We start from the raw sequence: 24678 nt of genomic DNA on the forward strand, positions 1-24678 counted from the left end.
GATCCACTACTCTACGTGATCAGTGTGGCGAGCTTTGCCAACCGGGGCGCGTGTCATGTGCTGGGGCATTACCGGACGCTTCCTAGCGTCTCGAACATGACCAATCGAGTACTGCTCGCCTCGCTGGCTGTGGGGACGCTCGCCGCGCCCCTGCCGGGCCCGGCTGCCGCGCTCGCCGAGCCGGCCATCAAGGAGATCATCATCCGGCCGGTCGAGCCGGTTGTCGGTCCCAGTGGCTCGGTGCGGCTGGTGATCGACGTCATCGCCAGGGGCGCCGAGGGGGAGGACGGGGTCACCATCGACGTGGCGCCCGGCAGGCCGCCCAAGGGGGCCTCCCCGCTGCCGGAACCGGTGATCTCGCCAGAACCCGACCCGACGCCGCCGCCCCAGGAGCCTGTCACGTGGACGGGCGGGGTGGAGCCTTCAGAACCACCGTCGCAACCGCCCTCGGAGCCACCGTCGGAACCACCGTCGGACCCGCCGCCCGTTTCGCCCTCCATGTCACCGGGTCGCTCATCAGGGAAGTCGGGCGACTCGCCTCATTCCTCACCCGCTCAGCCCGTGCCCGACGAGTCGCCGCGTCCGGCCCACCACCCGTCACCTGCCGCGTCCGCCACCCCGTCGCCCACCGGGCCCTCGCCGTCGCCGTCGCCCTCGCCCGACGCCACCCGCCCCGACCCTGCCGCCAGTCACCCCACCGAGGACCCCGCCGCCGCCACTGCCGCCCGGGTCGCCGCAGCGGGTCCCGCGCCGCACGCCGAGCCCATGGCCGCCACCGTCATGCGCCACGCCATGGCCCCCGGCGACTGGGAAACCTGGCGTTTCCTCCCCGCCCGCGGGCTCAACCGCTTCTACCCGACCGGCGTCTGGACGATCACCGCCACCGCCCGCACCGAGACCGGCGTCAGAGCCGTCGCCTACTCGACCTTCACCCTGCGCCGCGAGACCCGGCTGACCTCCGTCCGGGCCGCCAGGGTCCGCGGCGTCAAGGCCGTACGGCTCAGCGGCGCGCTCAACCGCGTCGACCCGAAGGGCTACACCGACTACGCGCCCTTCGCCGGGACCCGCCTGGAGATCCTGCACCGCAGGCCGCGCAGCCAGGAGTGGACGGCCGCGGGCACCGCCACCACGCGCCGCGACGGCGGCTTCTCCCGCACGGTCTCCGGCCGCGCCAGGGGCTGGTGGCAGATCCGCTACACAGGAAGCGCCCACTATGCCGAAAAATCCAGCACAGTGCTGAAAATCGGTCGATAACCGTATAAAACTCCCAGTTTTGACGGCTGTTGCCGGATTGTGATCTGCAATCCGGCAACAATTCTTTACCGTTGAGCGTCGTTGGCCGTAGGCCCACACGGGCCTGTAAGACGACGGGGAGAGGAATTCCTTCATGATGAGACGTCTCGCCGCCGGGGCCGCCGCAGCGGCGCTGGGCGCCGCCGTGCTCGCGGGCGCGGCAGCACCGGCGTCGGCAGCCACCCACGGCTATGACGGCAACACCAGTCTCAGCTTCGACGCCGGACCCGAGCCGATCCGCAGGGGCGCCGACCTGTCGCTCCAGGGCAAGCTCTCGGTGGAGTGCGACGAGGACTACATCGACGGCATCGTCGCGGTCTTCAACTCCGACAAGTGCGACGACGACGAGCGCTGGCACCGGCTGGGGTGGAAGAAGGTCGTGATCCTCTTCCAGCCTGCCGGCTCGCACAAGTGGCACTACGTCGACACGGTCCGTACCGACCGTAACGGCTACTTCTACACCGAGGAGACCGCCTACGTCTCCGGCACCTGGCGCGCGGTCTTCGAGGGTTCCAGGTACCTCGAGGGCAGCGAGGGCCGTGACTGGGTCAAGGTCTACGGTCACCGCCACTGAGGTCAGGCGCGATTCACGCCTGCGAAAAAACCCGGCTCGACGCCGGGTTTTTTCGTCTTTCCGGACAGAAATAGAGTTGCGACCCCCCGTACGGGTCTGGCGTCATTGATCACGTTCAACGACGGACGTTCCGGGAAGGAGGCGACAGAGATGGCGTACACGGAGGTTGAGGGGACCAGGCATCCCCTCCGCATGTGGGCGGATCCGCACACGGTCGAGCAGCAGGCGATGCAGCAGCTTCGCAACGTGGCGAACCTGCCGTGGGTCCACGGCGTCGCCGTGATGCCCGACGTCCACCACGGCAAGGGCGCGACGGTCGGCTCCGTCATCGCGATGCGCGAGGCCGTCTCGCCGGCCGCCGTCGGCGTCGACATCGGGTGCGGGATGAGCGCGGTCAAGACCACGTACAAGATCTCGCAACTGCCCGACAACCTCGCCTACCTGCGCTCCAAGCTGGAGCAGGCGGTTCCGGTCGGCTTCGGCCACCACAAGCGTCCCGTCGACCCCACCAAGATCCACGGGATGAAGGGCTCGGGCTGGGCGGAGTTCTGGAAGGGCTTCGACGACCTGGCGCCTGCCGTACACGCCCGCCGCGACCGCGCCGAGGTGCAACTGGGCACCCTGGGCGGCGGCAACCACTTCCTCGAGGTCTGCGCCGACGGCGACGACTTCGTCTGGATCGTGCTGCACTCCGGCTCGCGCAACATCGGCAAGGAACTGGCCGAGCACCACATCGGCATCGCCCGCAAGCTCAGCCACAACCAGGGCCTGGTCGACCGCGACCTGGCGGTCTTCCTGGGCGGCACGCCCGAGATGGACGCCTACCGGCGCGACCTGTACTGGGCGCAGGACTACGCCCGCCGCAACCGCGCCCTCATGATGGGCCTGATCTGCGACGTGCTCCGGCGCCACCTGCCGAACATCGCCTTCGAGCAGACCATCTCCTGCCACCACAACTACGTGGCCGAGGAGCGCTACGACGGCGTCGACGTGCTCGTCACCCGCAAGGGAGCGATCCGCGCCGGCGGCGGCGAGCTCGGCATCATCCCCGGCTCGATGGCCACCGGCACCTACATCGTCAAGGGCCTGGGCAACGGCGCGGCGTTCAACTCCGCATCGCACGGCGCGGGACGCAAGATGAGCAGGACCAAGGCGAAGAAGACCTTCACCGTCAAGGACCTCGAGGAGCAGACGTTCGGCGTCGAGTGCCGCAAGGACGCGGGCGTCATCGACGAGATCCCCGGCGCGTACAAGAACATCGAGGACGTGATGGCGGCGCAGACCGATCTCGTCGAGGTCGTCGCGCATCTGCGCCAGCTGATCTCCATCAAGGGGTGAATTGTCGGATCCGCCAAGGAATCCCGCGCAGCCGGCGCGGGTTCTTGGTGGGTGAGACACCGTTTTTGGGAGCTGTCGGTGGCGCGTCGTAGGGTGGCCTCCACAGCTCTACGTGAACAGGAGGTGAGGCCGCATGTTGCGAGACTCGTTCGGACGGGTGGCGACTGACCTGCGGGTGTCCCTCACCGACAAGTGCAACCTGCGCTGCACCTACTGCATGCCTCCCGAGGGGCTCGACTGGCTGCCCAACGCGCAGCTGCTCACCGCCGACGAGATCGTCAGGCTCGTCACCATCGGCGTCGAGCGCCTCGGCATCACCGAGGTCCGCTACACCGGCGGCGAGCCGCTGGTGCGCCGCGAGGTGGTCGACATCGTCCGGCGCACCGCGCTGCTGCGGCCCCGGCCGCAGATCTCGATCACCTCCAACGGCATCGGCCTGGCCCGCATGGCGCCCGCGCTGGCCGAGGCGGGGCTCGACCGGGTCAACGTCTCGCTCGACACCCTCGACCGCGACCACTTCAAGCGCCTCACCCACCGCGACCGCTTCGACGACGTCATCGCCGGGCTGCGCGCCGCGCACGAGGCCGGGCTGCGGCCGGTCAAGGTCAACGCCGTGCTCATGCGCGGCATCAACGAGCCCGAGGCCGTGCCGCTGCTGCGCTTCTGCCTGGAGCAGGGGTACGAACTGCGCTTCATCGAGCAGATGCCGCTCGACGCCCAGCACGGGTGGGACCGCGCCTCCATGGTCACCGCCGACGAGATCCTCGAACTGCTGTCTGCCTCGTTCGACCTGACGCCCGACGACCGCGAGGACCGGGGGAGCGCCCCGGCCGAGCGCTTCCTCGTCGACGGCGGGCCCGCGCGCGTCGGCGTCATCGGGTCGGTGACGCGGCCCTTCTGCGGAGCCTGCGACCGCGTCCGCCTGACCGCCGACGGGCAGGTGCGCAACTGCCTGTTCGCCACTGAGGAGTCCGACCTGCGCGGCGCGATGCGGGCGGGGGCGTCGGACGCCGAACTGGCCGAACGCTGGCTCGCCGCCGTCCGCGGCAAGCGCGCCGGCCACGGCATCGACGACCCGTCCTTCCTCCAGCCATCCCGCCCGATGTCCGCCATCGGCGGCTGACCCGGGCGACTTCGGCTGCTTGATGGCCGCGATCGGCGGCTGACTCGGGTGACTTCGGCCGCGTGAGGGCCGCGATCGGCCGCCGACTCGGGCGACTTCGGCTGCTCGTGGCCGTCCCGCGTGATGGCCGCGATCGGCGGCTCACCCGGTGATGTCGGCTGTGCGTGGCCGGCCCGGGTGATGGCCGCGATCGGCGGCGGACCGCCCGATGCCGGCCTTGGGCGGTTGGGCCGCCCTACGCGCCGCTCGCTGATCGACGCGTGCCGCCAAGCTCGCTGCCCGTAGCTCGCCGTCCGGGGTCTTCCTGACCGCGCCCTCGCCGCGCCTGGCGAGCCCGCCGTACTCAGGTGAGCCCGCCGTACTCAGGCGTGCCCGCCGAGCCCCGCCGTCCCCTCCCGCATGCCGTACGGCAAGCGTGGGTCACCCCCGCCCGCCGCACGGGGCTGGGCCCTGTCCAGGGAGACGGTCGGCCGGCGGGCGGGGCGGGCCGCCGTGACGCGGCACACCAGCTCGTGGATCTCCAAGGCCGCGCTCCTCAAGGGTCGATCGGCGGACGTTGTCGGCCAGCCGTACCTGCGCGTGGCGAAGGAGCGCGGGGGAAACGCGGGCCGGGGGCGGGCCCGGGTGGGTGGGGCGAAGTAGCCTGTGGCGTGTGATCCCCTATGACGCGATCATCCTCGCCGGCGGCCGGGCCAGGCGGATGGCGGGCGCCGACAAGCCGGGTGAGCTGGTCGGCTCCAGGAGCCTGGTGCGGCGGGTGGCCGATGCGGTGGCCGATGCCGGCAAGGTGATCGTCGTGGGTCCGGAGCGGGAGCTCGGCGGGGTGGTCTTCGCCCGGGAGGACCCTCCGGGGGCGGGCCCGGTGGCGGCGTTGAGGGCGGCGTTGCCGTTGGCGACGGCGCCCGCGGTGGCGTTGCTGGCGGCCGATCTGCCGTTCCTGCGCGCCGAGCATGTGCGGGCCCTGCGTGCGCAGGCCGCTCCGCACGCGCTTCTGGTGGACGAGGAGGGCCGCGATCAGTGGCTCGCGGGTGTCTGGGACACCCGGGCGCTCTCAGGGGCTCTCAGGGCGTATCAGGGCCAAAGCCTCAAAGGGCTCATGGCTCCGCTCAACCCGCGGAGGCTGGCCCTGGAGGGCCGCCCGTGGTTCGACTGCGACACCGTCGACGATCTTCAGGAGGCACGTATGAACGTCCTAGCCGAGTGGACCGCGCTGGCCTGCAAGGAACTGGGCGTGGACCCGGCGACCGTGGACCGGGACCTGATCCTGAACCTGACCAAGGATGTCGCTCACGGCGTGGCCCGTCCGGCCGCGCCGCTCACCGCCTACCTGCTCGGCCTGGCGCAGGGTGCGGGGACGGCCCCGGAGGACGCGGTGGCGAGGCTGACGACGCTGGCCCGCAACTGGGAGCGGACGACCATGGAGACCCTGACTGACGGCTGAGACCTCACGAAACTCCAGCCGTCAAGCGGAACCTGAAGATTGGCTGTGAGTTTTCTGTGCGTGAGGCTGTAAACGATTTCGGGAAAGTGTCCCTACCAGGGGTTCTTGGACACTTCGTCTAACGAAATATTCCGTAAAAAGGGGCGACGCCGGGTGGTTACGGGGGCAAACCACCCGGCGTCGCGTCATCGGCGTTCCGACGGGGGCCCGGAACGCCGGCACCAGTGCTCCGACGGGGGACCGGAGCACTTGGCTAAAGCGTACACCTACAACCCGTGGGATGCGTCAAGACTTAGTCACGACCCGATCTCGCGTCGATGGCGTGGTATCTCGCTTTGGTTAGCTTCTGGTGTGTGAAACGTCGGGGGAGGGACATCATTGCCCCTCTCGTTCGCTCCGATAACGGCTATGTAGGGCAAAAAGATCGCACCCGCGATGAACAGCAAGCGGTACGGCCACGGCAACGGCACCACGACCGCGAGGATCAGGCAGAGAGTCCGGATGCCCATCTGGATGAGGTACCGCTTCTCCCGGCGGCCGATGTCGTCGGACAGCGACGACTGAGCGTCCGTCACCTGATGGACGATCGGTTTCCTGCTCCAGCCCCTCACGTCTTTCACCCTACGCCTCACCCGCGACCGTGCCGATACGACGGTTCGAACGTATCGGGCGGCCCCGGTGGTCCCCGTCGCGGGCTTCCTGGTACGGCCGCGGGATGACACACTCGTGAACGTGAGGCTTCGCCGTACTGCCGCAGCGTTCGCGTCAGCCGTCCTGGCCCTGACGGCCTGCGCGCCACCCGCGCAACAGCCACCCGCGCAACAGCCACCCGCACCCGCGCAGCAGGCGGCCCAGGCCGCCGGGCTGCTGAAGCAGACACCCGAGCAGATGACCCGCACCTGGAAGAGCCTGCGCCAGCTCGACGACATGCCCATGTACGAGATGACCTACCACGGCGGCTACGACGCCGAGGCGCCCCTGCTGCCGGAGGAGCTGGCCCGCGACCAGGACGGCTGGGCGTGCTCGCTGTTCGTCAGGAAGACGGCCGGGGGCCTGGAGTACGGCCGCAACTTCGACTGGAACCCCAACCCGGCCATGGTCGTGCGCGCCGACCCGCCCGACGGCTACGCCTCCCTGTCGGTGGTCGACGTCTTCTACGTCCTCGGCGACCGCGACCCCGCCGACCTCACGCTCCCGTCCGACCGCCGCCGCCTGGCCCACGCGGTCCTGGCGCCCTTCGACGGCATGAACGAGAAGGGCCTGGCCATCGGCCTGGCCTCCACCCCGACCGTCGAGCTCCCGCCCGCCGCGGGCAAGCCGACCGTGTCGGACCTGCGCATCATCCGGCTGGTGCTCGACCGCGCCGCCACCGTCGACGAGGCCGTCGAGCTCATGCGCCGCTACACCCTCGACTTCGGCGGAGGCCCCCAGGTGCACTACCTGATCGCCGACCGCTCCGGCCGCTCGGTGGTGGTGGAGTACGCCAAGGACGGGCTGCACGTGGTCGAGGACAAGATCCTGACCAACATCACCATGATCGGCACCCAGCAGGCCGACCGCCTGGCCGACCGCCGCTACCGCACCCTGGCCGAGGGCCTGCCGACGGGCGCGAGTGGGCTGGAGCTCCTCAAGAGCGTCGCCCAGGCCCACACCCGCTGGAGCATCGTCTACGACCTCGAACGGCTGACGGCCGACCTGGTCACGATCATGCGCTGGGAGCGCGTGCACAAGCTCACCCTCGCGGGCACCCCCTGAGAGCACGCGGCGGACCGCTCCGCCGCGTGCCCCCGATCGCCCGGGGTCAGCTCGCCTGGCTCACCGTCGACATGTTGAAGTCGGGCACGCGCAACGTCGGCATGACCGTGCGGGTGAAGTAGTCGTTCCACTCGCGCGGCAGCGTCGGCTCGCTCCTGCCCACCTCGGTGACGCGCCCCAGCAGGTCGACGGGGCTCTCGTTGAAGCGGTAGTTGTTGACCTCGCCCACCACGGTGCCGTTCTCCACCAGGTACACGCCGTCGCGCGTGAGCCCGGTCAGCAGCAGCGTCTGCGGGTCGACCGTGCGGATGTACCACAAGCAGGTCAGCAGCAGCCCTCGCTCGGTGGAGGCGATCATCTCCTCCAGCGACCGGCCGCCCTCCGCGCCGGACATCAGCAGGTTGTCGATGCCCGGCGTCACCGGCAGGCCGCTCAGCCCGGCCGAGTGACGCGTCTGGCGCAGCGCCCGCAGCTCGCCGTCGGCGATCCAGTCGGTCGCCGTCATCGGCAGGCCGTTGTCGAACACCGACGAGTCGCGGCCCGAGGCGTGCACGACGTTGAACGGCGCGCACTCCAGCCCGGCCGCGGCCGGGTCGCTGAACAGGCGCACCGGCAGCGGCGACAACCGCTCGCCGACGCGGGTGCCGCCGCCTGACCTGCTGAAGACGCTCTGCCCGTCGAGGGCGTCGCGCGCCCCCGCCGACCAGTACATGTAGATCATCAGGTCGGCCACCGCGCTCGGCGGCAGCAACGTCTCGTAGCGCCCGGCGGGCAGCTCGACACGGGTGCGCGCCCACTCCAGCCGCGTGGCCAGCGCCTCGTCGAGGGCGAACACGTCGACGTCGGTGAAGTCGCGGGTGTGCACGCCCGTCCACGCCGAGCGCTTGAGGTCGGCCGACTTGCCGTTGAGCTCCAGCCGCCCGGTCGGCTGGTCGTGGCGCAGCCGCAGCCCGCTGGAGGTGCCGACGAAGGTCGAGGTGACGATGTGCTCGGCGAAGCCGTACAGCCTCCTGCCGCCCGACTCGGCCGCCGCGAAGGCGCGCCCGAGCGCCGGGGCGAAGCTCTCGAACACCTCGATGCCGGTCGGCTCGACCGGCCGCGCCCACCCGGGGGACTGCTCGCCGCCGGTCACCAGCGGCCCCGCGTCGTCGGCCGGCTGGGCCTCCCGCGCGGCCTGGTCGGCCGCCGCGACCAGCTCCTCGAGCTGGTCCTCCCGTACGGCGGAGCGCGACACCACGGCGGCCGAGCGCCCCACCACCGAGATCACGGTGACGCGGGTCGACTCGGAGGTGCCGTTGGTGGTCAGCGTGTTGCCCGCGAAGCGCAGGTTGGCGGTGGAGGTGTGCTCGGCGATGACCACGCAGTCATCGGCGCGCGACAGCTCCAGCGCCTTCTCGACCATCCCCTGGGAGCTCATCGGCCCTCCTTCGTCGGGCCAAGAGCTAGGCTGCTGTGCTTACTGGTGAACTCGACAAGCTCGTTCACTTGCCGCCCTCCTGCACCGTGTTGAGAATCCGGACGTCCCTGAACAGCGCCGACGGGCAGCCGTGGCTGACCGGGGCGACCTGGCCGGGCTGGCCCTTGCCGCAGTTGAACGCGCCGCCCAGGACGTAGGTCTGCGGACCGCCGACGGCCTCCATGGAGCCCCAGAAGTCGGTGGTGGTCGCCTGGTAGGCAAAGTCGCGCACCTGACCGGCCAGGCGGCCGTCCTGGATGCGGAAGGCCCGCTGGCCGGTGAACTGGAAGTTGTAGCGCTGCATGTCGATCGACCAGCTCTTGTCGCCGACGATGTAGAGCCCGTTGCCCACCCGCGAGATGAGCTCCTCGGTGGAGGGCCCGTCGGGGGCGGCCTGCAGCGACACGTTGGCCATGCGCTGCATCGGCATGTGGCCGGGGGAGTCGGCGAAGGCGCAGCCGTTGGAGCGGCCGAGGCCCTGCATCAGCGCCATGCGTCTGTCGAGCTGGTAGCCGACCAGGATGCCGTCCTTGACCAGGTCGAAGCTCTGCGTCCGCACGCCCTCGTCGTCGTAGCCGATGGAGCCCAGGCCGTGCTCGACGGTGCGGTCGCCGGTGACGTTCATGATCGGCGAGCCGTACACCAGCGAGCCGAGCTGGTCGAAGGTGGCGAACGAGGTGCCCGCGTAGGCGGCCTCGTAGCCCAGCGCCCTGTCGAGCTCGGTGGCGTGGCCGATCGACTCGTGGATGGTCAGCCACAGGTTCGACGGGTGGATGACCAGGTCGTAGGAGCCCGCCTCGACGCTCGGCGCGGCCAGCTTCTCGGCCAGCAGCGTCGGCAGCTCGGCCAGCTCGGCCTGCCAGTCCCAGTGGGTGCCCGTCAGGTATTCGTAGCCGCGCCCGACCGGCGGCGCGATGGTCGACATGTCGTCGAAGCCGTTCGGCCCGATCTTGACCGCGTTCAGCTCCGGGTGCAGGCGCACCCGCTGCTGCAGCGTGCTGGTGCCCTCGGAGGAGGCGTAGAACTTCTGCTCCTTGACCTGCAGCAGCCGGGCGCTGACGTGGTCGACGCCTTTCAGCAGCCCCGCCGACCAGTCGGCCAGCAGCGCGACCTTCTCGCTCTGCGGCACCTCGAACGGGTCGACCTCGTAGCCGGAGACCCAGACGGCCTCGCCGTACGACGGCTCGGGGGCCAGCTCGATCGGCTCGCGGTTGATCGGCTTGCTCACCTCGGCCACCCGCACCGCGCGCTCGGCCACGCGCACGGCCGCCTCGGGGGTCAGCTCCACGCCGGAGGCGAAGCCCCACGTGCCGTCCTTGACGACGCGGACCGCCAGGCCCAGGTCGTCGGCGTCCATGGCGCCCTCGAGGCGGGCGTCGTACAGGCTCAGGGTCTCGGCCCTGATGCGTTCGAGGCGGAAGTCGGCGTGCTCGGCACCCAGCTCGCGTGCGCGTTGCAGCGCGGCGTCGGCCAGCTGCCGCAACGGGAGCGAGCGGAAATCGTCATCGATCTGGCGCATGCCCACGATCCTAACGGTGGGATCTTGTCCCACCCGGACAACTGGTTACCGGTGGGTAGCAGATAGCGTCTGGACCTATGGCACGCTCCGTACTCGTCACCGGCGGCAATCGCGGCATCGGGCTCGCGATCGCCCGCGAACTGGCCGCGAACGGCGACTCCGTCGCCGTCACCTACCGCTCGGGCGAACCCCCCGAGGGCCTGTTCGGCGTCCGTTGCGACGTGACCAGCAGTGAAGACGTCGACGCCGCCTTCGCCAAGGTCGAGGCCGAGCAGGGCCCCGTCGAGGTGCTGGTCTCCAACGCCGGCATCACCAAGGACACCCTGCTGGCGATGATGAAGGAGGAGACCTTCACCGAGGTCGTCGACGCCAACCTGACCGGCGCCTACCGGGTCGCCAAGCGGGCGATCCGTCCGATGATGAAGCTCAAGCGGGGGCGCATCATCCTCATCTCCTCGGTCGTGGGCCTGTCGGGCCAGGCCGGGCAGGCCAACTACGCCGCCTCCAAGGCCGGCCTGGTGGGCTTCGGCAGGTCTCTGGCGCGCGAGTACGGCTCGCGCGGCATCACCGTCAACGTGGTCGCGCCCGGTTTCGTCAAGACCGACATGACCGCCGAGCTCGACGGCGAGGCCATCGTCAAGAACATCCCGCTCGGCCGCCAGGCCGAGGCGGCGGAGATCGCGCGCGTCGTGCGCTTCCTGGCCAGTGACGACGCCTCCTACATCACCGGCGCGGTCATCCCCGTCGACGGCGGACTCGGAATGGGACACTAAATGGGCATCCTCGACGGCAAGCGCATCCTCGTGACCGGCGTCCTCACCGACGCCTCCATCGCCTTCAGCGTGGCCAAGATCGCCCAGGAGGAGGGCGCCCAGGTCGTGCTGACCGGCTTCGGCCGCCTCAGCCTGGTCGAGCGCATCGCCAAGCGGCTGCCCCAGCCGGCGCCGGTGCTGGAGCTCGACGTGCAGAACACCGACCACCTCGACAGCCTGGCCGCCCGCGTGGGCGAGCACGTCGACGGACTCGACGGCGTCGTGCACTCCATCGGTTTCGCCCCGCAGAGCGCTCTGGGCGGCAACTTCCTCAACACCTCCTGGGAGGACGTCGCCACGGCCCTGCACGTGTCGACCTACTCCTTCAAGTCGCTCGCCGTGGCCTGCCTGCCCCTCATGAAGGAGGGCGGCTCGGTCGTCGGCCTCGACTTCGACGCCACCAAGGCCTGGCCGGTCTACGACTGGATGGGCGTGGCCAAGGCGGGCCTGGAGTCGGCCAACCGCTACCTCGCCCGCGACCTGGGCAAGCAGGGCATCCGCGTCAACCTGGTCTCGGCCGGTCCGCTGCGCACCATGGCCGCCAAGTCCATCCCGGGCTTCAAGGAGTTCGAGGACAGCTGGCCCGAGAAGGCCCCGCTCGGCTGGGACCTGGCCGACACCGTCCCGGCCGCCAAGGCGGTCGTGGCGCTGATGTCCGACTGGTTCCCCGCCACCACCGGCGAGATCGTCCACGTCGACGGCGGCGTGCACGCCATCGGCGCCTGACCCCGGCTCATCCGCCCACAGCCCGCCGCCGCCACACCGAGCGCGGCGGGCCGCGGCTTGGCGCCACGGTCAGCCCGTAGTCGTGACAGGCGCCCGCATGCCCGCCCCGGCCTCGGCGGGCGGCCGCATGCCGTCGTCGCGGACCCCGCCCCTCCTCGGAGCGCGACGCAGGCATGCGGCCTGGGGCGGCCGGCCCGGTCGGCGTGGGCCTGTGGGACCCCCGGACCGGCCACTTCCGACCCTAGGCGGGCCCGCCGCGCGTGCCATGCGCCGTGCTGACCATCCGGCCATGCAGTGCGCGGTATGTACGGCTCAGCGCCGGCCGGCGATCCACGACGTGATCTGTGTACGCGTGGTGAAGCCGAGCTTGCCTCGGAGTCCGGGCTCCGTGGTCACCGCGATGGGACTGCTGATCACGCTTCCCCGGCGAGCCGGTGGCGGCCTCCGACGCGGATCGGCTCGAACGGGATGGAGGCCGGCTCCTCCTCGCGCCTGCGGCGTTTCTGCGCGATGTGGGTGGCCAGCGCGGCCGAGCCGAGGAGGGCGGCGGTCAGCGCTGTGCCCACGATGTCGGAGCTCCTCTCGCTCGGCCGCACGACCTGGCGGTCGTTGAGTGGCCTGCCCAGGTGTTCGATGAGCGGGAAGGGCAGCAGCAGCTCCACGCCGCTCTGCTCCGGGTCGGCGGGCGGCGGCTCGATCGTGTGCTCGGTGGTGTTCATGAGGTACGGCTCGCTCGCCGGCGGGGTCTGCGGCGCCGACGGCATGAGCTTGGCCGCGCCGGATTCGGTGGCGCTGGGAGAGGGCTCGGCGGTCGGACGGAGCTTGTCGCTCGGCGGCGGGGTGGGGCGGCCGGTGAGACTCGGCAGCACGCCCTGGTCCTTGCAGGCCAGCACGGGCAGGCACACGTCTTCGAGCACGGTGGGCAGCAGGCCGTCGGGCTCGGGGGAGCCGCTGGGGCTCGGCTGCTCCGTCTCGGGCGTCGCCGACGGCTGCGGCGTGCCCGTGGGCGCGGCCTCGCCGAGCGTGTCGTTGACGGTCTCGCCGGTCTCGTCGACGGCGTCGGTGACCGGGTCGAGGGTGTCGCCGGTGAGGTCGTCGACCGTGTCGGTGACGCCGTCGACCAGCTCGCACAGGCCTCCGGTGACCGAGCCGAGCAGGCCGCCGCCCTGCTCGCAGTCGGGCGAGGACGCCACCGCCGGCGCGGCTCCCAGCGTGATCGCCGCAAGGGCGAGCGCCAGAACCCCGGCCGTGCGTCGCATCCGCTCTCCCCTCAATGCCGTCGTCGGAGAAATCTTCGTGGACAAGCCAGTCGCTACCCGCGGAAAGTTGCGATTCGGTATCGACTAGTGATACGCGAGTGGGACTCTCGTTCTAGAAAGAGGAGACGTCGTCGAGGGCCTCGCGGATCTCCCTGGGCAACTCCAGATCCTCGGCCTGCAGGATGGCGGCGAGCTGGGCGTGGGTGCGGGCGCCCACGATCGCCGAGGAGACGCCCGGCTGGTCGCGCACCCACGACAACGCCACCGCCAGCGGCGAGCGGCCCAGCCCGTCGGCGGCCGTCATGACCGACTCCACCACCCGCCGGGAGCGCTCGTCGAGGTAGGGCCGGACGAAATCGACGAAATGCGGCGTCGCCGCCCGCGAGTCGGCCGGGATGCCGGTGCGGTACTTGCCGGTCAGCACGCCGCGGCCCAGCGGCGACCAGGCCAGCACGCCCGCCCCGACGTGGTCGGCGGCCGGCAGCACCTCGCGCTCGACCTCCCGGGCCAGCAGGGAGTACTCCACCTGCGCCGAGGTGATCGGCGTACGGCCCGGCACGGCCCGCTGGGCGGTGGCCGCGGCGGCCAGCTGCCATCCGGCGTAGTCGCACACCCCGGCGTACACTGCCCGCCCCGAGTCGACGATCGCGTCGACCGCGGCGAGCGTCTCCTCCAGCGGCACCTCGGCGTCGTAGGTGTGCAGCTGCCACAGATCGACGTAGTCGAGCCCGAGCCGGGCCAGCGACGCGTCGACTGCGGCCAGCAGGTGCCGCCGGGAGGCGTCGCGCTGGCGCCACCCGCTGGGGGTCACCACGGCCTTGGTCGACACCACGATCTCGCCGCGCGGCACCGCGTCGCGCAGCAGTTGCCCGAGCAGCCGCTCGGCGTCGCCCCCCGTGTAGACGTCGGCGGTGTCGACCAGCGTGCCGCCGGCCTCCACGAACGTGCGCAGCTGCGCTCCGGCCTCGTCCGGATCGGTGTCCCGCCCCCAGGTCATGGTGCCCAGTCCGAGCCGGGACACCGACAGGCCGCTGCGGCCGACATAACGCTGTTCCATGATCCGGCTAGATTACGCCACCGGCCTCCTCGGCTGGCCATACTTTGCCGTGTGACGACATTGCTGCTGGCCCGCCATGGGCTGACCGATCTGACGGGGCCGGTGCTGGCCGGGCGGATGCCCGGAGTGCACCTGAGCGAGGCGGGGCGGGCCCAGGCCGCCGCGCTCGCCGAGCGCATCCGTTCCGTACGGCTGGACGCCATCGTCTCCAGCCCGCTGGAGCGCTGCCAGGAGACCGCCGCCGCGGTCGCCGAGGGGCGCGGCCTGGCCCTGGAGACCGACGAACGGTTCGTGGAGTGCGGCTACGGCGACTGGACCGGGCGGGAGCTGAAGGAACTGGCCAAGGAGCCGCTCTGGGGCGTGGTGCAGGCCCACCCGAGCGCGGTGACCTTCCCCGGCGGGGAGTCGATTCCCGACATGCAGGCGCGCGCGGTGCGCGCCGTGCGGGAGTGGAACGAGCGGTTCGGGGGGAAGGGTGTCTACCTCGTCTGCAGCCATGGCGACGTGATCAAGTCGATCGTGGCCGACGCGCTCGGCCTGCACCTGGATGGATTTCAGCGGATCGCCGCAGATCCGGCGGCCTTGACGGTGATTCGCTACACCCCCATGCGCCCCTTTGTCCTCAAACTTAACGACATGGGGGAATTGCGGCTTCCCGAGGGTTCGGAGGAGAAAGACGGGGGAGAAAACCTCTCCGGGAGCGATGCCGCCGTCGGGGGCGGATCGGGAACCACGTAAGGTCAGGCTATGCCGGTGTTCGACTACGACCAACCCGAGCGGTTCGTGGCCGGTGCCGTGGGGCAGCCGGGCTCGCGAGCGTTCTTCCTGCAGGCCAGAGGAGAGGGCAGACTGACGACGGTAGCGCTGGAGAAGCTGCAGGTGGCGGCATTGGCGGGCAGGCTCGACGAGATGCTCGACGAGGTGCTGCGCCTGTCGGGCGGCACCGCGCCGGTGCCCGCGATGGCCCCCGCCGACCTGCTCGACAACGGCCCGCTCGATCAGCCGATAGAGGAGGACTTCCGGGTCGGCACGATGTCGCTGGCCTGGGACGAGAACTCCGCCCAGGTGATCATCGAGGCGCGCGAGCTGGTCCCCGGCGAGGACGACCTCGGAGACGATCCCGACGTCTTCTCCGACCGCGAGGTGCTCCGGGTGCGCATCAGCCCCGGCGCGGCCCGCGCGTTCACCCGCCGGGCGCTCGACCTCGTCGCCGCCGGACGCCCGCCGTGCCCGCTGTGCGCGCAACCGCTCGACGCCGAAGGACACATCTGCGTGAGGCTGAACGGCTACCGCGGAGGTGAGCTGGCCTCATGAGCGGGGTGTTCTCTGGAGAGGAGGCCACGGACATCTCGAAGGCAGTGCCGATGTCGTGGTTTGCTGGGATCACGACGGTTCACGGAAAGGGGGGTGGCCGGTGAGCAGCGCGCCGGAGAGCGAGCCCGCACTCAGCCCGCCGCCGACCCTGTCCGGGCTGCCCGACTCCGAGACGCTCGAGCTCCTGACGCACGGGCGCATGGAAGTCGTCGGCCGCCTGGTCGAAGCCACCAACATGACGCTCTACTGCTCGATCACGCTGGGCGCCACCACGGCCGCCTGCGTCTACAAGCCGGTGCGCGGCGAACGGCCGCTGTGGGACTTCCCCGACGGCACCCTGGCCGCCCGCGAGGTCGCCGCCTTCGAGGTCTCCCGTGCCATCGGATGGCGCATCGTGCCGCCCACCGTCCACCGCGAGGGCCCCTTCGGCCCCGGCATGTGCCAGCTGTGGATCGACACCGAAGAGGAGACCGACCTGATGGCGCTGGTGCGCAGCCGCCATCCGGCGCTGCGCCGCATGGCGGTCTTCGACGCCGTCGTCAACAACGCCGACCGCAAGGGCGGCCACCTGCTGCCCCAGCCCGACGGGCACGTCTACGGCGTCGACCACGGCGTCTGCTTCGCCGCCGAGGACAAACTGCGCACCGTGTTGTGGCAGTGGCGCGGCAAGGCCCTGACCAGGGAGGCGCTGGAGACCCTGGCGGTGCTCGAGCGCGACCTGGAGTCCGGGGCCCTCGGACGCCGCCTGCGCGAGCTGCTCACCCTGGCCGAGGTCGAGGCCACCTGGCTGCGGGTCAGGCGGCTGCTCGACACCGGCCTGCACCCCTATCCCTCCAAGGACTGGCCGGCCGTTCCCTGGCCGCCCATCTGAGCCTCCCTCTCCACCCCGTTCCACCTGGGCATCGCCTGGCCGAGCTCAAGGACCGCACATGTGCACTGTGATCATCAAGCCGGGTCTCCTCATGGGGATCCGCGACGAACTCGCCGACCGGCCCTGGGAGGGGCCGGGCAAGCACTGGCCCGAGGAGTACCCCGGCGTGCTCGGCGGCCGCGACCTCAAGGCGGGCGGCACCTGGCTGGCCGTCCTTCCGCTCGGCGACTCCTGGCGGGTCGCCGCGCTGCTCAACAACCACGGCGTGCCCGCCCCCGACACCGTGCGCGTCTCCCGCGGCGATCTGCCCCTGCGCGCCGTCGTCGCCGGTGAGCTGCCCGACGTCGACCTGGCCCGCTACGACCCGTTCCATCTGATCGTCACCGACCTGACGACCTCCCGCCTGTGGTCGTGGGACGGCAGCGGCCTGGCCGTCACCACCCTGCCCGGCGACACCGCCATGATCGTCAACTCCGGCCTCGATCCCGACAGCCCCCGGGTCCGCACCCATCTGCCCCGTTTCCTGGCCGCGGGCGACGACTGGTGGCCCGTCGCCGACCTGGAGCCCTCCAGCGCGGCCGACGCCCTCATCCTGCGCCATCCGCTTCCCGACGGCCGCGTCTTCGCCTCCCTCTCGGTCACCCTCATCACCCCCAGGGCCTACGAGTTCAGCGATCTGTCAGGGCAGATAGGCTCAAAGCATGAGATCGTGGTCCGCTCCGCACATCCCTAGCCTGCCCGGCGCCGCCGTGCCGCTCCGTCTCTTCGACACCGCGACCCACCAGGTCCGGAAGACCGACCCCGGTCCCACGGCGCGGATGTACGTCTGCGGCATCACCCCCTACGACGCCACCCACCTGGGCCACGCCAACACCTACCTCGCCTTCGACCTGGTCGGCCGTGTCTGGCGCGACAACGGCCACGAGGTGCACTACACGCAGAACGCCACCGACGTCGACGACCCGCTGCTGGAACGTGCCGAGCAGACCGGCCAGGACTGGCGCGAGCTGGCCGAGCGGGAGATCGAGCTGTTCCGCTCCGACATGGTCGCCCTGCGCATGCTCCCGCCGCGCGACTACGTGGGCGTCACCGAGGTCATCGACCAGGTCGTCGAGCTGGTCGAGCGGCTGGGCCCGGTCACCTACACCCTCGACGGCGACGTCTACTTCAGCCGCGCCGACGCTCCCAAGTTCGGCGAGGTGTCCGGCTACTCCGAGGCCGAGATGCTGGCGCTGTCGGCCGAGCGCGGCGGCGACCCCGGCCGGCCCGGCAAGCGCGACCGGCTCGACTGGCTGCTGTGGCGGGCCGAGCGCCCGGGCGAGCCCGCCTGGGACAGCCCTCTGGGCCGCGGCCGCCCCGGCTGGCACATCGAGTGCACCGCCATCGCCCTGAACACCGTCGGGGGCGGCTTCGACGTCGCGGGCGGCGGCTCCGACCTGATCTTCCCGCACCACGAGTGCGGCGCCTCGGAAGGCCACGCCGCCACCGGCGACTGGCCCTTCGCCCGCTTCTACACCCACGCCGGCATGGTCGCCCTCGACGGCGAGAAGATGTCGAAGTCGAAGGGCAACCTGGTCTTCGTCTCGCGCCTGCGCGCCGAGCACGACCCGATGGCGGTGCGCCTGGTCCTGCTGGCCCACCACTACCGCGCCGACTGGGAGTACACCCCCGACCAGCTCGCGGCGGCCGAGCAGCGCCTGGCCGTCTGGCGCGCCGCCGTCGCGGGGGAGCGGGGCCCCGACGCGACGGAGCTGCTGGCCACGGTCCGCGAACGGCTGGCCGACGACCTCGACGCGCCGGGCGCGCTCGCGGCGGTCGACGAGTGGGCCGAGCGCGCCCTGTCGGGCGGCGGCGAGCACTCCACCGACCTGGTCCGCCACACGCTCGACGCCCTGCTCGGGGTCGCCCTGTAGGGTCCTGGCGCCTGTTACGTCGTCGCCCCGCCGAGGGCGACGACGAGGCTCGTCACCGCGAGCAGGAGGGCGACGGATGTCCCGACGTACCGCTCCGGTCTGCTCCGGGACAGCGCGTTGGGGATGACGCTGAGTGCGGCGAATCCGAACACCACCCAGGTGCCGACCCTCGCGACGGGCTCGGCCACCACGTCGATCCATCCGGCACGGTCCAGGACCACGGCCGCGAACGCGACATAGAGCACCGGCGCGACACCGCTGCCGACCCGCAGCCGTCCCGGCAGGACCCGGTGCTGCCCGCCCCATGCCAGGCTGCCCCACGGCGCCCCGAACGCCAGCGCCAGCTGCATGACCGACAGCACGGCCAGGGCGGCGACGAAGACGACGACCAGGACAGGCATCAGTTCGTTCATGGGATCGTCCTCCAGCAGCCGGGGCGCATCGCTGGAGACACGATATGTCGCGTTCTGTTCCTAGGTCAAGATATATCGCAAGCGTGCGCGATCAGGGCCCGTAGGCCATCAGCGGGGTGAGCCGCCCGTGCACCACCTGCTCGTACACCTGCTCCATACGCTCCGCCACCGACGCCCAGCCGAACCGCTCGGCCGCCCGCTGCGCGCCCGCGTGCCCCAGCGCGGCGGCCAGATCCGCGTCGTCGAGCACCCGGCGCAGCGCCCTGGCCAGGGCCTTGGGCCGCCGGGGCGGGACCAGCAACCCGCAGCCGGCCACCGTGTCCAGGTGGCCGCCCACCGCCGAGGCCACCACAGGCACCCCGCACGCCATCGCCTCGACGGACACGATGCCGAACGGCTCGTACCAGGGCACCGACACGACCGCCTGCGCCGAGCGCATCAGCGTGGGCACCAGGTGCCGCGGCACACTGCCCATCACCTCGACCCGGTCGTCCAGGCCGTACCCCCTGGCCAGCTCGCGCAGCCGTACGGCCTCGGGGTCGTCGGTGGTGCCGCCCGCGACGAGCAGCGTCGCGCCGGGCACGTCGCGCAGGGCGCGCACGATGGTGTCGACGCCCTTGCGCGGCACCAGCCGCCCGATGCTGAGGATGCGGCCGGGCACCGGCCGCTCCCGCTCCGACGGGCGGAACAGGTCGAGGTCGACCCCGCACGGCACGATCGACAGGCGCCTGCCAGGCACGCCCATCGCCCGCAGTTCCGCCACCTCGTCGGTGCAGGTCGCCACCACGGCGTCGGCGGTGCGGCCGACCTCGCGTTCCGTGGCCTGGCGGTGCTCGGGGCTGGTGTCGGCCGAGCCCTGCCAGCGCCGCTTGACGGTGCCCAGGGCGTGGAAGGTCTGCACGACGGGCACGCCGCGCGCGGCGTGCAGCGCCGCCTGGCCGCTCATCCAGAAGTGGGCGTGCACCACGTCGGGCCGTAGCCGCCGCCACCGGCGTTCCAGCTCGCGGGCGAACTGCGGCATGTAGGGCGGGAGGTCGTCCTTGGACAGGGGGAGGGCCGGTCCCGCGGTGACGTACTCGACCTGGACACCGGGCGCCATGGCCACCCGCTGGGGCTGGCCGGGGGAGGTGCGGCGGGTGTGGACCACGACCTCGTGACCCCGCCCGGCCAGCGCGCAGGCGAGCGCGCCGACATAGACGTTCTGCCCGCCGGCGTCCACCCCGCCGATGACGGCGAGGGGGTCGGCGTGCTCGGAGACGAGCGCGATTCTCATGCCCCTGATCTCCCCCGGTCAGACCACGGTTTACCGGCCGTGCCCTCGGGTAGTCGCCACGCACTTCCTGGAGGTGTGAGATGTCAATGAGCCGCCGTCCTGCCGCCGTGCTCTTCGAGCGCGACGGGGCGTTGATCCGCGAGGTGCCGCGCATCGCCGATCCCGAACAGGTGAACCCGGTGCCGGGCGCCGCCGACGCGTTGAGCCGGTTGCGGCGCGCGGGAGTGATGATCGCCGTGCTGGCCAGCGAGCCGGGGGTGTCGACCGGCGAGGTGTCGGCAGACGAGTTGCACCAGGTCAACGCCCGCGTGGAGGAATTGCTCGGCCCCTTCGACGCCTGGGCCATCTGTGTGCACGACGTGACCGACTCCTGTTCCTGCCGCAAGCCGCGGCCGGGGCTCATCATCAGGGCGGCGGCGATCATGGACATCAGCCCGCTCGACTGCGTCATCGTGGGCGACGAAGGCGGCGACTCGCAGGCCGCCAAGGCGGCGGGCGCCCGCAGCATCCTCATCTCGCAGGCCAGGAGGTCCGCAACCGTGCGCAACGTTCTCGTGCCCGACCCGCGCAGCGGACGCCCGCCCGCGGCCCCCGACCAGACGGCCACCGACCTCACCCAGGCCGTGGACCAGATCATGGAGATGGAGCCGGTCGAGCGGCTCAACCAGCTGGTTTCCGGGGGCGCGCTGCACCCCGCCCAGGTGGCCGCCTGGAGCAGGTGGTGAACGACGTGGTGTGAAGGCGCGCGCCGCGGGTAGGCGCGCGCCGACCGCATCTTCGTCTACGGAAGCGTCATGGCCGTCATCATCGACTGGGTCCGCCGGGCCGCGTGCCTGGACCACGACCCCGACCTGTTCTTTCCGATCTCGTTCGTCGGCCTCAGCCGCGCGCAGGTCGACCGCGCCAAAGCCGTCTGCGGCTCCTGTCCCGTACGGCAGGCGTGCCTGACCTACGCGCTCGACACCGGGCAGCAGCACGGTGTCTGGGGCGGTCTGGAACCCGACGAACGCCGCACCGCCCACAAACACCACACGATCCGCCACGCCGCCTGACCGAAAGGGCTTTCAGCCGAGCCCGCTCAGGTCAGCCCGAACCACGGCTCCGCCGCCAGGCGCCGCTCCAGCACCTCGCGGTCGCCCGCCCCGGCTAGGGCCGCGGTGAGCGAGCGCGCCCGCGCCAGGTGCCCGGCCGCCTCCCGCGTCAGGCCCGCCGCCGCGCACGCCCTGGCCAGCCCTTCCGCGGCGAAGGCGTGGTCCCAGTCGGCCATCGCCTCCGGATGCTCCTCCACCAGCTGAGCGCAGCGCCGGGCGTGGCGCAGCGCCACGTCGGGCAGCCCGACGGCGACCGCGGTGGCGCTGATGAGGTGCTCGGCCCGCGCGTGGTTGGCCTCGTCGCCCACCTCCAGCCAGTGCAGCGCCGCCGCGTAGGCGCCGTAGAGCGCCCGCTCCCGCTCGGCGGGCGTGCTGGCGGGCGACAGGTCCTGCTCGACCTGGTCCCAGGTGTCGTTGTTGAGCTCCACGGCGAACCACCGGTGCAGGTCGCGCTCGGCGATCATCTTGTCGCCCGCCGCGGAGACCAGCTCGTGCCAGCCCGCGTAGCCGTACTCCCTGGCCAGGACCAGCTGCGCCTCGCGCAGCGTGAAGCCCTCGGCCGCGGCGCCCGCGCGGGCCAGCGCCGCAGGGTTGCCCTTGGCCACGGCCCGCCGCAACTGCTTGGCCTGGGCCTTGAGGCTGTCGAGTGAGGGCAGGGTGCGAGTCATCGTCGACCTCCGGTCAGCCTCGCGTCCGCTGATGCCGAGGCATGACACGAAGAACGGTGGAGAATCCAGGTGCACTCGGTGCTTGCCGCGGACGAGGGGCGCCCTGGTGCGCGCTGCTCACATCATAGCGGGATGACCACCCCGTCGAGGTGGTCCACCTCGTGCTGCAGGATGCGGGCGAGCATGCCGATCGCCTTGACCGTGACGGGCTTGCCGTTCATGTCACGGCCGCGGGCGGTCACCGCGAAGGCACGTTCCAACGCGCGCCACTGGCCGGGCGCCGACAGGCACGCCTCGTCGGCGACGATCGTGCGCTCCGACAACTCCAGCCGCGGGTTGACCAGGTGGCCCGCGCGGCCGTCGTAGTTGTAGACGAGCACCCGCAGCGGCACCCCGAGCTGGGGCGCGGCCAGCCCGGCGCCGCCGACGGCCGAGCGCATGGTGAGGGTGAGGGATTTGACCAGCTGTCTCAGCTGCTTGTCGTACACGGTCACGGGTTCTGCCATCGTGCGGAGGGCAGGATCGTCAATGGCACAGATAGGCACACGCAACTCCCCGATGCGTCGCGACGTCTCCGACCAGGATGCCCGCAGCCGGCGAAGATCAACCGCACAAACCTGTTAACGGCGTGTTGCGCGGATGAGCGTGAAGTTACTGCCGCACAGTGAGTCGGCGCGGAAGTGCGTAACGGGCGATACCTACCTTCTGCCCCATGACGCGATGGATCACCGACTGGCGCCCCGACGAGGCGGCCTTCTGGGAGAGCACGGGCAAGCGGGTGGCCAGGCGCAACCTGGTCTTCTCCATCCTGGCCGAACACCTCGGCTTCACGGTCTGGACGGTGTGGAGCGTCGTGGCGACCCGGCTGGGCGGCTACGAGTTCACCACCGACCAGCTGTTCTGGCTGACCGCGCTGCCGAACCTCATCGGCTCGGCGCTGCGCATCCCCTACACCTTCGGCCCCGCGCGGTTCGGCGGCCGCAACTTCACCGTCTTCAGCGCGCTCATGCTGATCATCCCGGCCATCGGGCTCGGCATCGCGGTCAACAACCCGGCCACGCCGTTCTGGCTCTTCCTGGTGATCGCCGCGACCGCGGGCGTCGGCGGCGGCAACTTCGCCTCCAGCATGGCCAACATCACCTACTTCTACCCGCAGTCCAAGCAGGGCTCGGCCCTGGGCCTGAACGCGGCGGGCGGCAACATCGGCGTCAGCACGGTGCAGATCATCATGCCGCTGGTGATCGGCGGCCTGGGCCTGGCGGCCGCGGGCTGGTTCTGGATCCCGCTGGCGATCGTCGCGGCGGCCTGCGCCTGGTTCTTCATGGACAACCTGACCACCGCCAAGGCCTCGCCGCGCGAGCTGCTGCAGTCGACCAGGAGCGGCCAGACCTGGATCATGTCGTTCCTCTACATCGGCACCTTCGGCTCGTTCATCGGCTACTCCACGGCCTTCCCGCTGCTGGCCAAGAGCCTGTTCCCGGGCTTCCCGACCTGGGTGGCCTTCGCCGGGCCGCTGCTCGGCTCGCTGATCCGCCCGGTCGGCGGCTGGCTGGCCGACCGCCTCGGCGGCGCCCGCGTGACCTTGTGGAACTTCGCCGCCATGGGCGTCGGCGTCGTCCTGGTCTGGGCGACGGCTGGCTCGGGCGACTTCTGGCTGTTCTTCCTCGCCTTCCAGCTGCTCTTCCTGACCGCCGGCATCGGCAACGGCTCCACCTACCGGATGATCCCCGCCATCTTCCAGACGCTCGCCCTGGCCGCGGGCAAGAGCGTGGAGTACGGCAAGCGTCAGGCCTCCGCGGCCATCGGCATCATCTCCGCGGTCGGAGCCTTCGGCGGATTCCTCATCAACCGCGCCTTCGGCATGAGCTTCGCCGCCACCGGCAGCCCTGCCTCGGCCTTCCTCGCCTTCGGCCTGTTCTACGTCGCCTGCTTCGCCACCACCTGGTGGTGCTACACCCGCACGGTCGGCGTCGCCCGTGTCCCGAGCCTGGCCCACGCCCGGGTGTGAATTCTCACCACCGGACGTGAAGGCCTGTTAGCACGCCGGTAACAGAAGGGACCCAGGTGTGAAATCGCACCAAAGCACGATCGACGTCGTGAGAACGCACTGCCCGTATTGCGCCCTGCAATGCGGAATGACCATTACGGCCGGCACGCCGGTCGTGATCGAACCGCGGACCGACATACCGGCCAACGCGGGCGGTGCGCTGTGCCAGAAGGGCTGGACGTCCGGCGAGCTGCTCTCCCACCCCGACCGGCTGACCACCCCGCTGCTGTACGGCGAGCCCGCCAGCTGGGACGAAGCGCTCGACCACATCGCCTCCCGCCTGGCCGAGCTGCGGCGCGACCACGGACCCGACTCCGTCGGCGTCTTCGGCGGCGGCGGCCTGACCAACGAGAAGGCCTACACGCTGGGCAAGTTCGCCCGCGTCGCCCTGGGCACCAGCCAGATCGACTACAACGGCCGCTTCTGCATGTCGTCGGCGGCCGCCGCCTCCATCCGCGCCTTCGGCATGGACCGCGGCATGCCCTTCCCGATCACCGACCTGGCCTCCGCCGACGTCGTCATGCTGGCGGGGGCGAACGTGGCCGAGACCATGCCGCCGTTCGTCCGCCACCTGCCGCGCCTGATCGTCATCGACCCCCGCCGCACCGCCACCGCGAAACTCGCCGTGCAGTCGGGGGGGGGGGGGGGGGGGGCCCGGCCCCCCGCCCCCCCCCCCCCCCCCCCCCCCCCCCACCCCCACCCCCCCCCCCCCCCCGCCCCCCCACCCCCCCCCCG

At 71.3% G+C, this 24678-nt stretch carries 26 protein-coding genes and 1 pseudogene; 17 read left to right on the top strand and 10 right to left on the bottom strand.

Going from position 1 to position 24678, the window contains the following annotated elements:
• Positions 1 to 96: 96 nt before the first annotated feature.
• From ACIBH1_RS09375 to moaA, 4 genes are all read left to right on the top strand, one after another.
• Entirely contained in the window at positions 97 to 1254 is a 1158-nt protein-coding gene (locus ACIBH1_RS09375; RefSeq protein ID WP_397313171.1) for a hypothetical protein, read from the top strand.
• A 133-nt stretch (positions 1255 to 1387) separates the two neighbouring features.
• Positions 1388 to 1867 (top strand): hypothetical protein, encoded by a 480-nt coding sequence (locus ACIBH1_RS09380; protein ID WP_397313172.1) that lies wholly within the window; start codon positions 1388 to 1390, stop codon positions 1865 to 1867.
• A gap of 150 nt (positions 1868 to 2017) precedes the next feature.
• Positions 2018 to 3205: an RtcB family protein gene (locus tag ACIBH1_RS09385; RefSeq protein WP_397313173.1), complete on the top strand. Its 1188-nt coding sequence runs from the start codon at positions 2018 to 2020 to the stop codon at positions 3203 to 3205.
• Between the two features lie 133 nt (positions 3206 to 3338).
• Positions 3339 to 4328, top strand: coding sequence for a GTP 3',8-cyclase MoaA (gene moaA / locus ACIBH1_RS09390; RefSeq protein ID WP_397313174.1), 990 nt, complete (start codon positions 3339 to 3341; stop codon positions 4326 to 4328).
• Between the two features lie 362 nt (positions 4329 to 4690).
• On the opposite strand, the gene ACIBH1_RS09395 is transcribed toward moaA, so the two are convergent.
• A complete protein-coding gene (locus ACIBH1_RS09395) occupies positions 4691 to 4852 on the bottom strand; it encodes a hypothetical protein (protein WP_397313176.1) in 162 nt (53 codons plus the stop codon).
• A gap of 128 nt (positions 4853 to 4980) precedes the next feature.
• On the opposite strand from ACIBH1_RS09395, the gene ACIBH1_RS09400 reads away from it, so the two are divergent.
• Positions 4981 to 5769 (top strand): NTP transferase domain-containing protein, encoded by a 789-nt coding sequence (locus tag ACIBH1_RS09400; protein WP_397313177.1) that lies wholly within the window; start codon positions 4981 to 4983, stop codon positions 5767 to 5769.
• Between the two features lie 296 nt (positions 5770 to 6065).
• On the opposite strand, the gene ACIBH1_RS09405 is transcribed toward ACIBH1_RS09400, so the two are convergent.
• Complete coding sequence (locus ACIBH1_RS09405) at positions 6066 to 6491, bottom strand: DUF3099 domain-containing protein (RefSeq protein WP_397313178.1); 426 nt, start codon at positions 6489 to 6491, stop codon at positions 6066 to 6068.
• A 10-nt stretch (positions 6492 to 6501) separates the two neighbouring features.
• On the opposite strand from ACIBH1_RS09405, the gene ACIBH1_RS09410 reads away from it, so the two are divergent.
• Positions 6502 to 7524 (top strand): linear amide C-N hydrolase, encoded by a 1023-nt coding sequence (locus ACIBH1_RS09410; RefSeq protein ID WP_397313179.1) that lies wholly within the window; start codon positions 6502 to 6504, stop codon positions 7522 to 7524.
• Between the two features lie 46 nt (positions 7525 to 7570).
• On the opposite strand, the gene ACIBH1_RS09415 is transcribed toward ACIBH1_RS09410, so the two are convergent.
• Together ACIBH1_RS09415 and ACIBH1_RS09420 are read right to left on the bottom strand one after the other, a co-directional pair.
• A complete protein-coding gene (locus ACIBH1_RS09415; protein WP_397313180.1) occupies positions 7571 to 8941 on the bottom strand; it encodes a metallopeptidase TldD-related protein in 1371 nt (456 codons plus the stop codon).
• 64 nt (positions 8942 to 9005) lie between these two features.
• Entirely contained in the window at positions 9006 to 10499 is a 1494-nt protein-coding gene (locus tag ACIBH1_RS09420; RefSeq protein ID WP_397313181.1) for a TldD/PmbA family protein, read from the bottom strand.
• 77 nt (positions 10500 to 10576) lie between these two features.
• Between ACIBH1_RS09420 and fabG the strand changes: the two genes are divergently transcribed.
• Both fabG and fabI read left to right on the top strand, forming a co-directional pair.
• Positions 10577 to 11272: a 3-oxoacyl-ACP reductase FabG gene (fabG, locus tag ACIBH1_RS09425; protein ID WP_397313182.1), complete on the top strand. Its 696-nt coding sequence runs from the start codon at positions 10577 to 10579 to the stop codon at positions 11270 to 11272.
• Positions 11273 to 12037, top strand: coding sequence for an enoyl-ACP reductase FabI (gene fabI, locus ACIBH1_RS09430; protein WP_397313183.1), 765 nt, complete (start codon positions 11273 to 11275; stop codon positions 12035 to 12037). It begins immediately after the preceding gene.
• 413 nt (positions 12038 to 12450) lie between these two features.
• Here the strand turns inward: fabI and ACIBH1_RS09435 are convergent, their stop codons facing one another.
• Complete coding sequence (locus tag ACIBH1_RS09435; protein ID WP_397313184.1) at positions 12451 to 13296, bottom strand: hypothetical protein; 846 nt, start codon at positions 13294 to 13296, stop codon at positions 12451 to 12453.
• Between the two features lie 112 nt (positions 13297 to 13408).
• Positions 13409 to 14353, bottom strand: coding sequence for an aldo/keto reductase (locus ACIBH1_RS09440; protein WP_397313185.1), 945 nt, complete (start codon positions 14351 to 14353; stop codon positions 13409 to 13411).
• A 51-nt stretch (positions 14354 to 14404) separates the two neighbouring features.
• Here ACIBH1_RS09440 and ACIBH1_RS09445 point away from each other — a divergent pair, with 51 nt between their 5' ends.
• The 5 genes from ACIBH1_RS09445 (at position 14405) to mshC (ending at position 18451) form a co-directional block, all read left to right on the top strand.
• Complete coding sequence (locus ACIBH1_RS09445) at positions 14405 to 15091, top strand: MSMEG_4193 family putative phosphomutase (RefSeq protein ID WP_397313186.1); 687 nt, start codon at positions 14405 to 14407, stop codon at positions 15089 to 15091.
• A 9-nt stretch (positions 15092 to 15100) separates the two neighbouring features.
• Positions 15101 to 15667, top strand: a complete 567-nt coding sequence (locus ACIBH1_RS09450) for a DUF3090 domain-containing protein (RefSeq protein WP_397313187.1) — start codon at positions 15101 to 15103, stop codon at positions 15665 to 15667.
• 100 nt (positions 15668 to 15767) lie between these two features.
• Complete coding sequence (locus tag ACIBH1_RS09455) at positions 15768 to 16538, top strand: SCO1664 family protein (RefSeq protein ID WP_397313188.1); 771 nt, start codon at positions 15768 to 15770, stop codon at positions 16536 to 16538.
• Positions 16539 to 16596: 58 nt separating this feature from the next.
• Entirely contained in the window at positions 16597 to 17271 is a 675-nt protein-coding gene (locus tag ACIBH1_RS09460) for an NRDE family protein (RefSeq protein ID WP_397313189.1), read from the top strand.
• On the top strand, positions 17240 to 18451 hold the full coding sequence (gene mshC, locus ACIBH1_RS09465) for a cysteine--1-D-myo-inosityl 2-amino-2-deoxy-alpha-D-glucopyranoside ligase (protein WP_397313190.1): 1212 nt from the start codon (positions 17240 to 17242) through the stop codon (positions 18449 to 18451). Before ACIBH1_RS09460 ends, mshC begins: the two co-directional genes overlap by 32 nt.
• A 14-nt stretch (positions 18452 to 18465) precedes the next feature.
• On the opposite strand, the gene ACIBH1_RS09470 is transcribed toward mshC, so the two are convergent.
• Positions 18466 to 18864, bottom strand: coding sequence for a hypothetical protein (locus ACIBH1_RS09470; RefSeq protein ID WP_397313192.1), 399 nt, complete (start codon positions 18862 to 18864; stop codon positions 18466 to 18468).
• 91 nt (positions 18865 to 18955) lie between these two features.
• Positions 18956 to 20137 carry a glycosyltransferase gene (locus ACIBH1_RS09475; RefSeq protein WP_397313193.1) on the bottom strand — a complete coding sequence of 394 codons (1182 nt, stop codon included), beginning with the start codon at positions 20135 to 20137 and terminating at the stop codon, positions 18956 to 18958.
• 86 nt (positions 20138 to 20223) lie between these two features.
• Here ACIBH1_RS09475 and ACIBH1_RS09480 point away from each other — a divergent pair, with 86 nt between their 5' ends.
• Together ACIBH1_RS09480 and ACIBH1_RS09485 are read left to right on the top strand one after the other, a co-directional pair.
• Positions 20224 to 20862: an HAD-IIIA family hydrolase gene (locus ACIBH1_RS09480; protein WP_397313195.1), complete on the top strand. Its 639-nt coding sequence runs from the start codon at positions 20224 to 20226 to the stop codon at positions 20860 to 20862.
• 69 nt (positions 20863 to 20931) lie between these two features.
• On the top strand, positions 20932 to 21189 hold the full coding sequence (locus ACIBH1_RS09485) for a WhiB family transcriptional regulator (protein ID WP_220134434.1): 258 nt from the start codon (positions 20932 to 20934) through the stop codon (positions 21187 to 21189).
• A gap of 26 nt (positions 21190 to 21215) precedes the next feature.
• Here the strand turns inward: ACIBH1_RS09485 and ACIBH1_RS09490 are convergent, their stop codons facing one another.
• Together ACIBH1_RS09490 and ACIBH1_RS09495 are read right to left on the bottom strand one after the other, a co-directional pair.
• Positions 21216 to 21896 (bottom strand): hypothetical protein, encoded by a 681-nt coding sequence (locus ACIBH1_RS09490; protein WP_397313197.1) that lies wholly within the window; start codon positions 21894 to 21896, stop codon positions 21216 to 21218.
• Positions 21897 to 22018: 122 nt separating this feature from the next.
• Positions 22019 to 22441: a peptide deformylase gene (locus tag ACIBH1_RS09495; RefSeq protein WP_397313199.1), complete on the bottom strand. Its 423-nt coding sequence runs from the start codon at positions 22439 to 22441 to the stop codon at positions 22019 to 22021.
• A 167-nt stretch (positions 22442 to 22608) separates the two neighbouring features.
• On the opposite strand from ACIBH1_RS09495, the gene ACIBH1_RS09500 reads away from it, so the two are divergent.
• Together ACIBH1_RS09500 and ACIBH1_RS09505 are read left to right on the top strand one after the other, a co-directional pair.
• Entirely contained in the window at positions 22609 to 23904 is a 1296-nt protein-coding gene (locus tag ACIBH1_RS09500; RefSeq protein ID WP_397313200.1) for an MFS transporter, read from the top strand.
• A 127-nt stretch (positions 23905 to 24031) separates the two neighbouring features.
• A pseudogene (locus tag ACIBH1_RS09505) lies at positions 24032 to 24577 on the top strand (molybdopterin oxidoreductase family protein); the annotation flags it as partial.
• Positions 24578 to 24678 lie beyond the last annotated feature (101 nt).

Source organism: Nonomuraea sp. NPDC050663 (assembly GCF_044456985.1).
In the GTDB taxonomy this organism is placed as follows: Bacteria; Actinomycetota; Actinomycetes; order Streptosporangiales; family Streptosporangiaceae; genus Nonomuraea.

Bases quoted from the DNA above. Each gene is read 5' to 3' on its own strand.
- fabG (WP_397313182.1), top strand. From the start codon at position 10,577: ATGGCACGCTCCGTACTCGTCACCGGCGGCAATCGCGGCATCGGGCTC.
- ACIBH1_RS09415 (WP_397313180.1), bottom strand. From the start codon at position 8,941: ATGAGCTCCCAGGGGATGGTCGAGAAGGCGCTGGAGCTGTCGCGCGCC.
- ACIBH1_RS09420 (WP_397313181.1), bottom strand. From the start codon at position 10,499: ATGCGCCAGATCGATGACGATTTCCGCTCGCTCCCGTTGCGGCAGCTG.
- ACIBH1_RS09380 (WP_397313172.1), top strand. From the start codon at position 1,388: ATGATGAGACGTCTCGCCGCCGGGGCCGCCGCAGCGGCGCTGGGCGCC.
- fabI (WP_397313183.1), top strand. From the start codon at position 11,273: ATGGGCATCCTCGACGGCAAGCGCATCCTCGTGACCGGCGTCCTCACC.
- mshC (WP_397313190.1), top strand. From the start codon at position 17,240: ATGAGATCGTGGTCCGCTCCGCACATCCCTAGCCTGCCCGGCGCCGCC.
- ACIBH1_RS09450 (WP_397313187.1), top strand. From the start codon at position 15,101: ATGCCGGTGTTCGACTACGACCAACCCGAGCGGTTCGTGGCCGGTGCC.
- ACIBH1_RS09460 (WP_397313189.1), top strand. From the start codon at position 16,597: ATGTGCACTGTGATCATCAAGCCGGGTCTCCTCATGGGGATCCGCGAC.
- ACIBH1_RS09485 (WP_220134434.1), top strand. From the start codon at position 20,932: ATGGCCGTCATCATCGACTGGGTCCGCCGGGCCGCGTGCCTGGACCAC.
- ACIBH1_RS09440 (WP_397313185.1), bottom strand. From the start codon at position 14,353: ATGGAACAGCGTTATGTCGGCCGCAGCGGCCTGTCGGTGTCCCGGCTC.
- ACIBH1_RS09500 (WP_397313200.1), top strand. From the start codon at position 22,609: ATGACGCGATGGATCACCGACTGGCGCCCCGACGAGGCGGCCTTCTGG.
- ACIBH1_RS09480 (WP_397313195.1), top strand. From the start codon at position 20,224: ATGAGCCGCCGTCCTGCCGCCGTGCTCTTCGAGCGCGACGGGGCGTTG.
- ACIBH1_RS09490 (WP_397313197.1), bottom strand. From the start codon at position 21,896: ATGACTCGCACCCTGCCCTCACTCGACAGCCTCAAGGCCCAGGCCAAG.
- ACIBH1_RS09385 (WP_397313173.1), top strand. From the start codon at position 2,018: ATGGCGTACACGGAGGTTGAGGGGACCAGGCATCCCCTCCGCATGTGG.
- ACIBH1_RS09475 (WP_397313193.1), bottom strand. From the start codon at position 20,137: ATGAGAATCGCGCTCGTCTCCGAGCACGCCGACCCCCTCGCCGTCATC.
- ACIBH1_RS09470 (WP_397313192.1), bottom strand. From the start codon at position 18,864: ATGAACGAACTGATGCCTGTCCTGGTCGTCGTCTTCGTCGCCGCCCTG.
- ACIBH1_RS09435 (WP_397313184.1), bottom strand. From the start codon at position 13,296: ATGCGACGCACGGCCGGGGTTCTGGCGCTCGCCCTTGCGGCGATCACG.
- moaA (WP_397313174.1), top strand. From the start codon at position 3,339: ATGTTGCGAGACTCGTTCGGACGGGTGGCGACTGACCTGCGGGTGTCC.
- ACIBH1_RS09375 (WP_397313171.1), top strand. From the start codon at position 97: ATGACCAATCGAGTACTGCTCGCCTCGCTGGCTGTGGGGACGCTCGCC.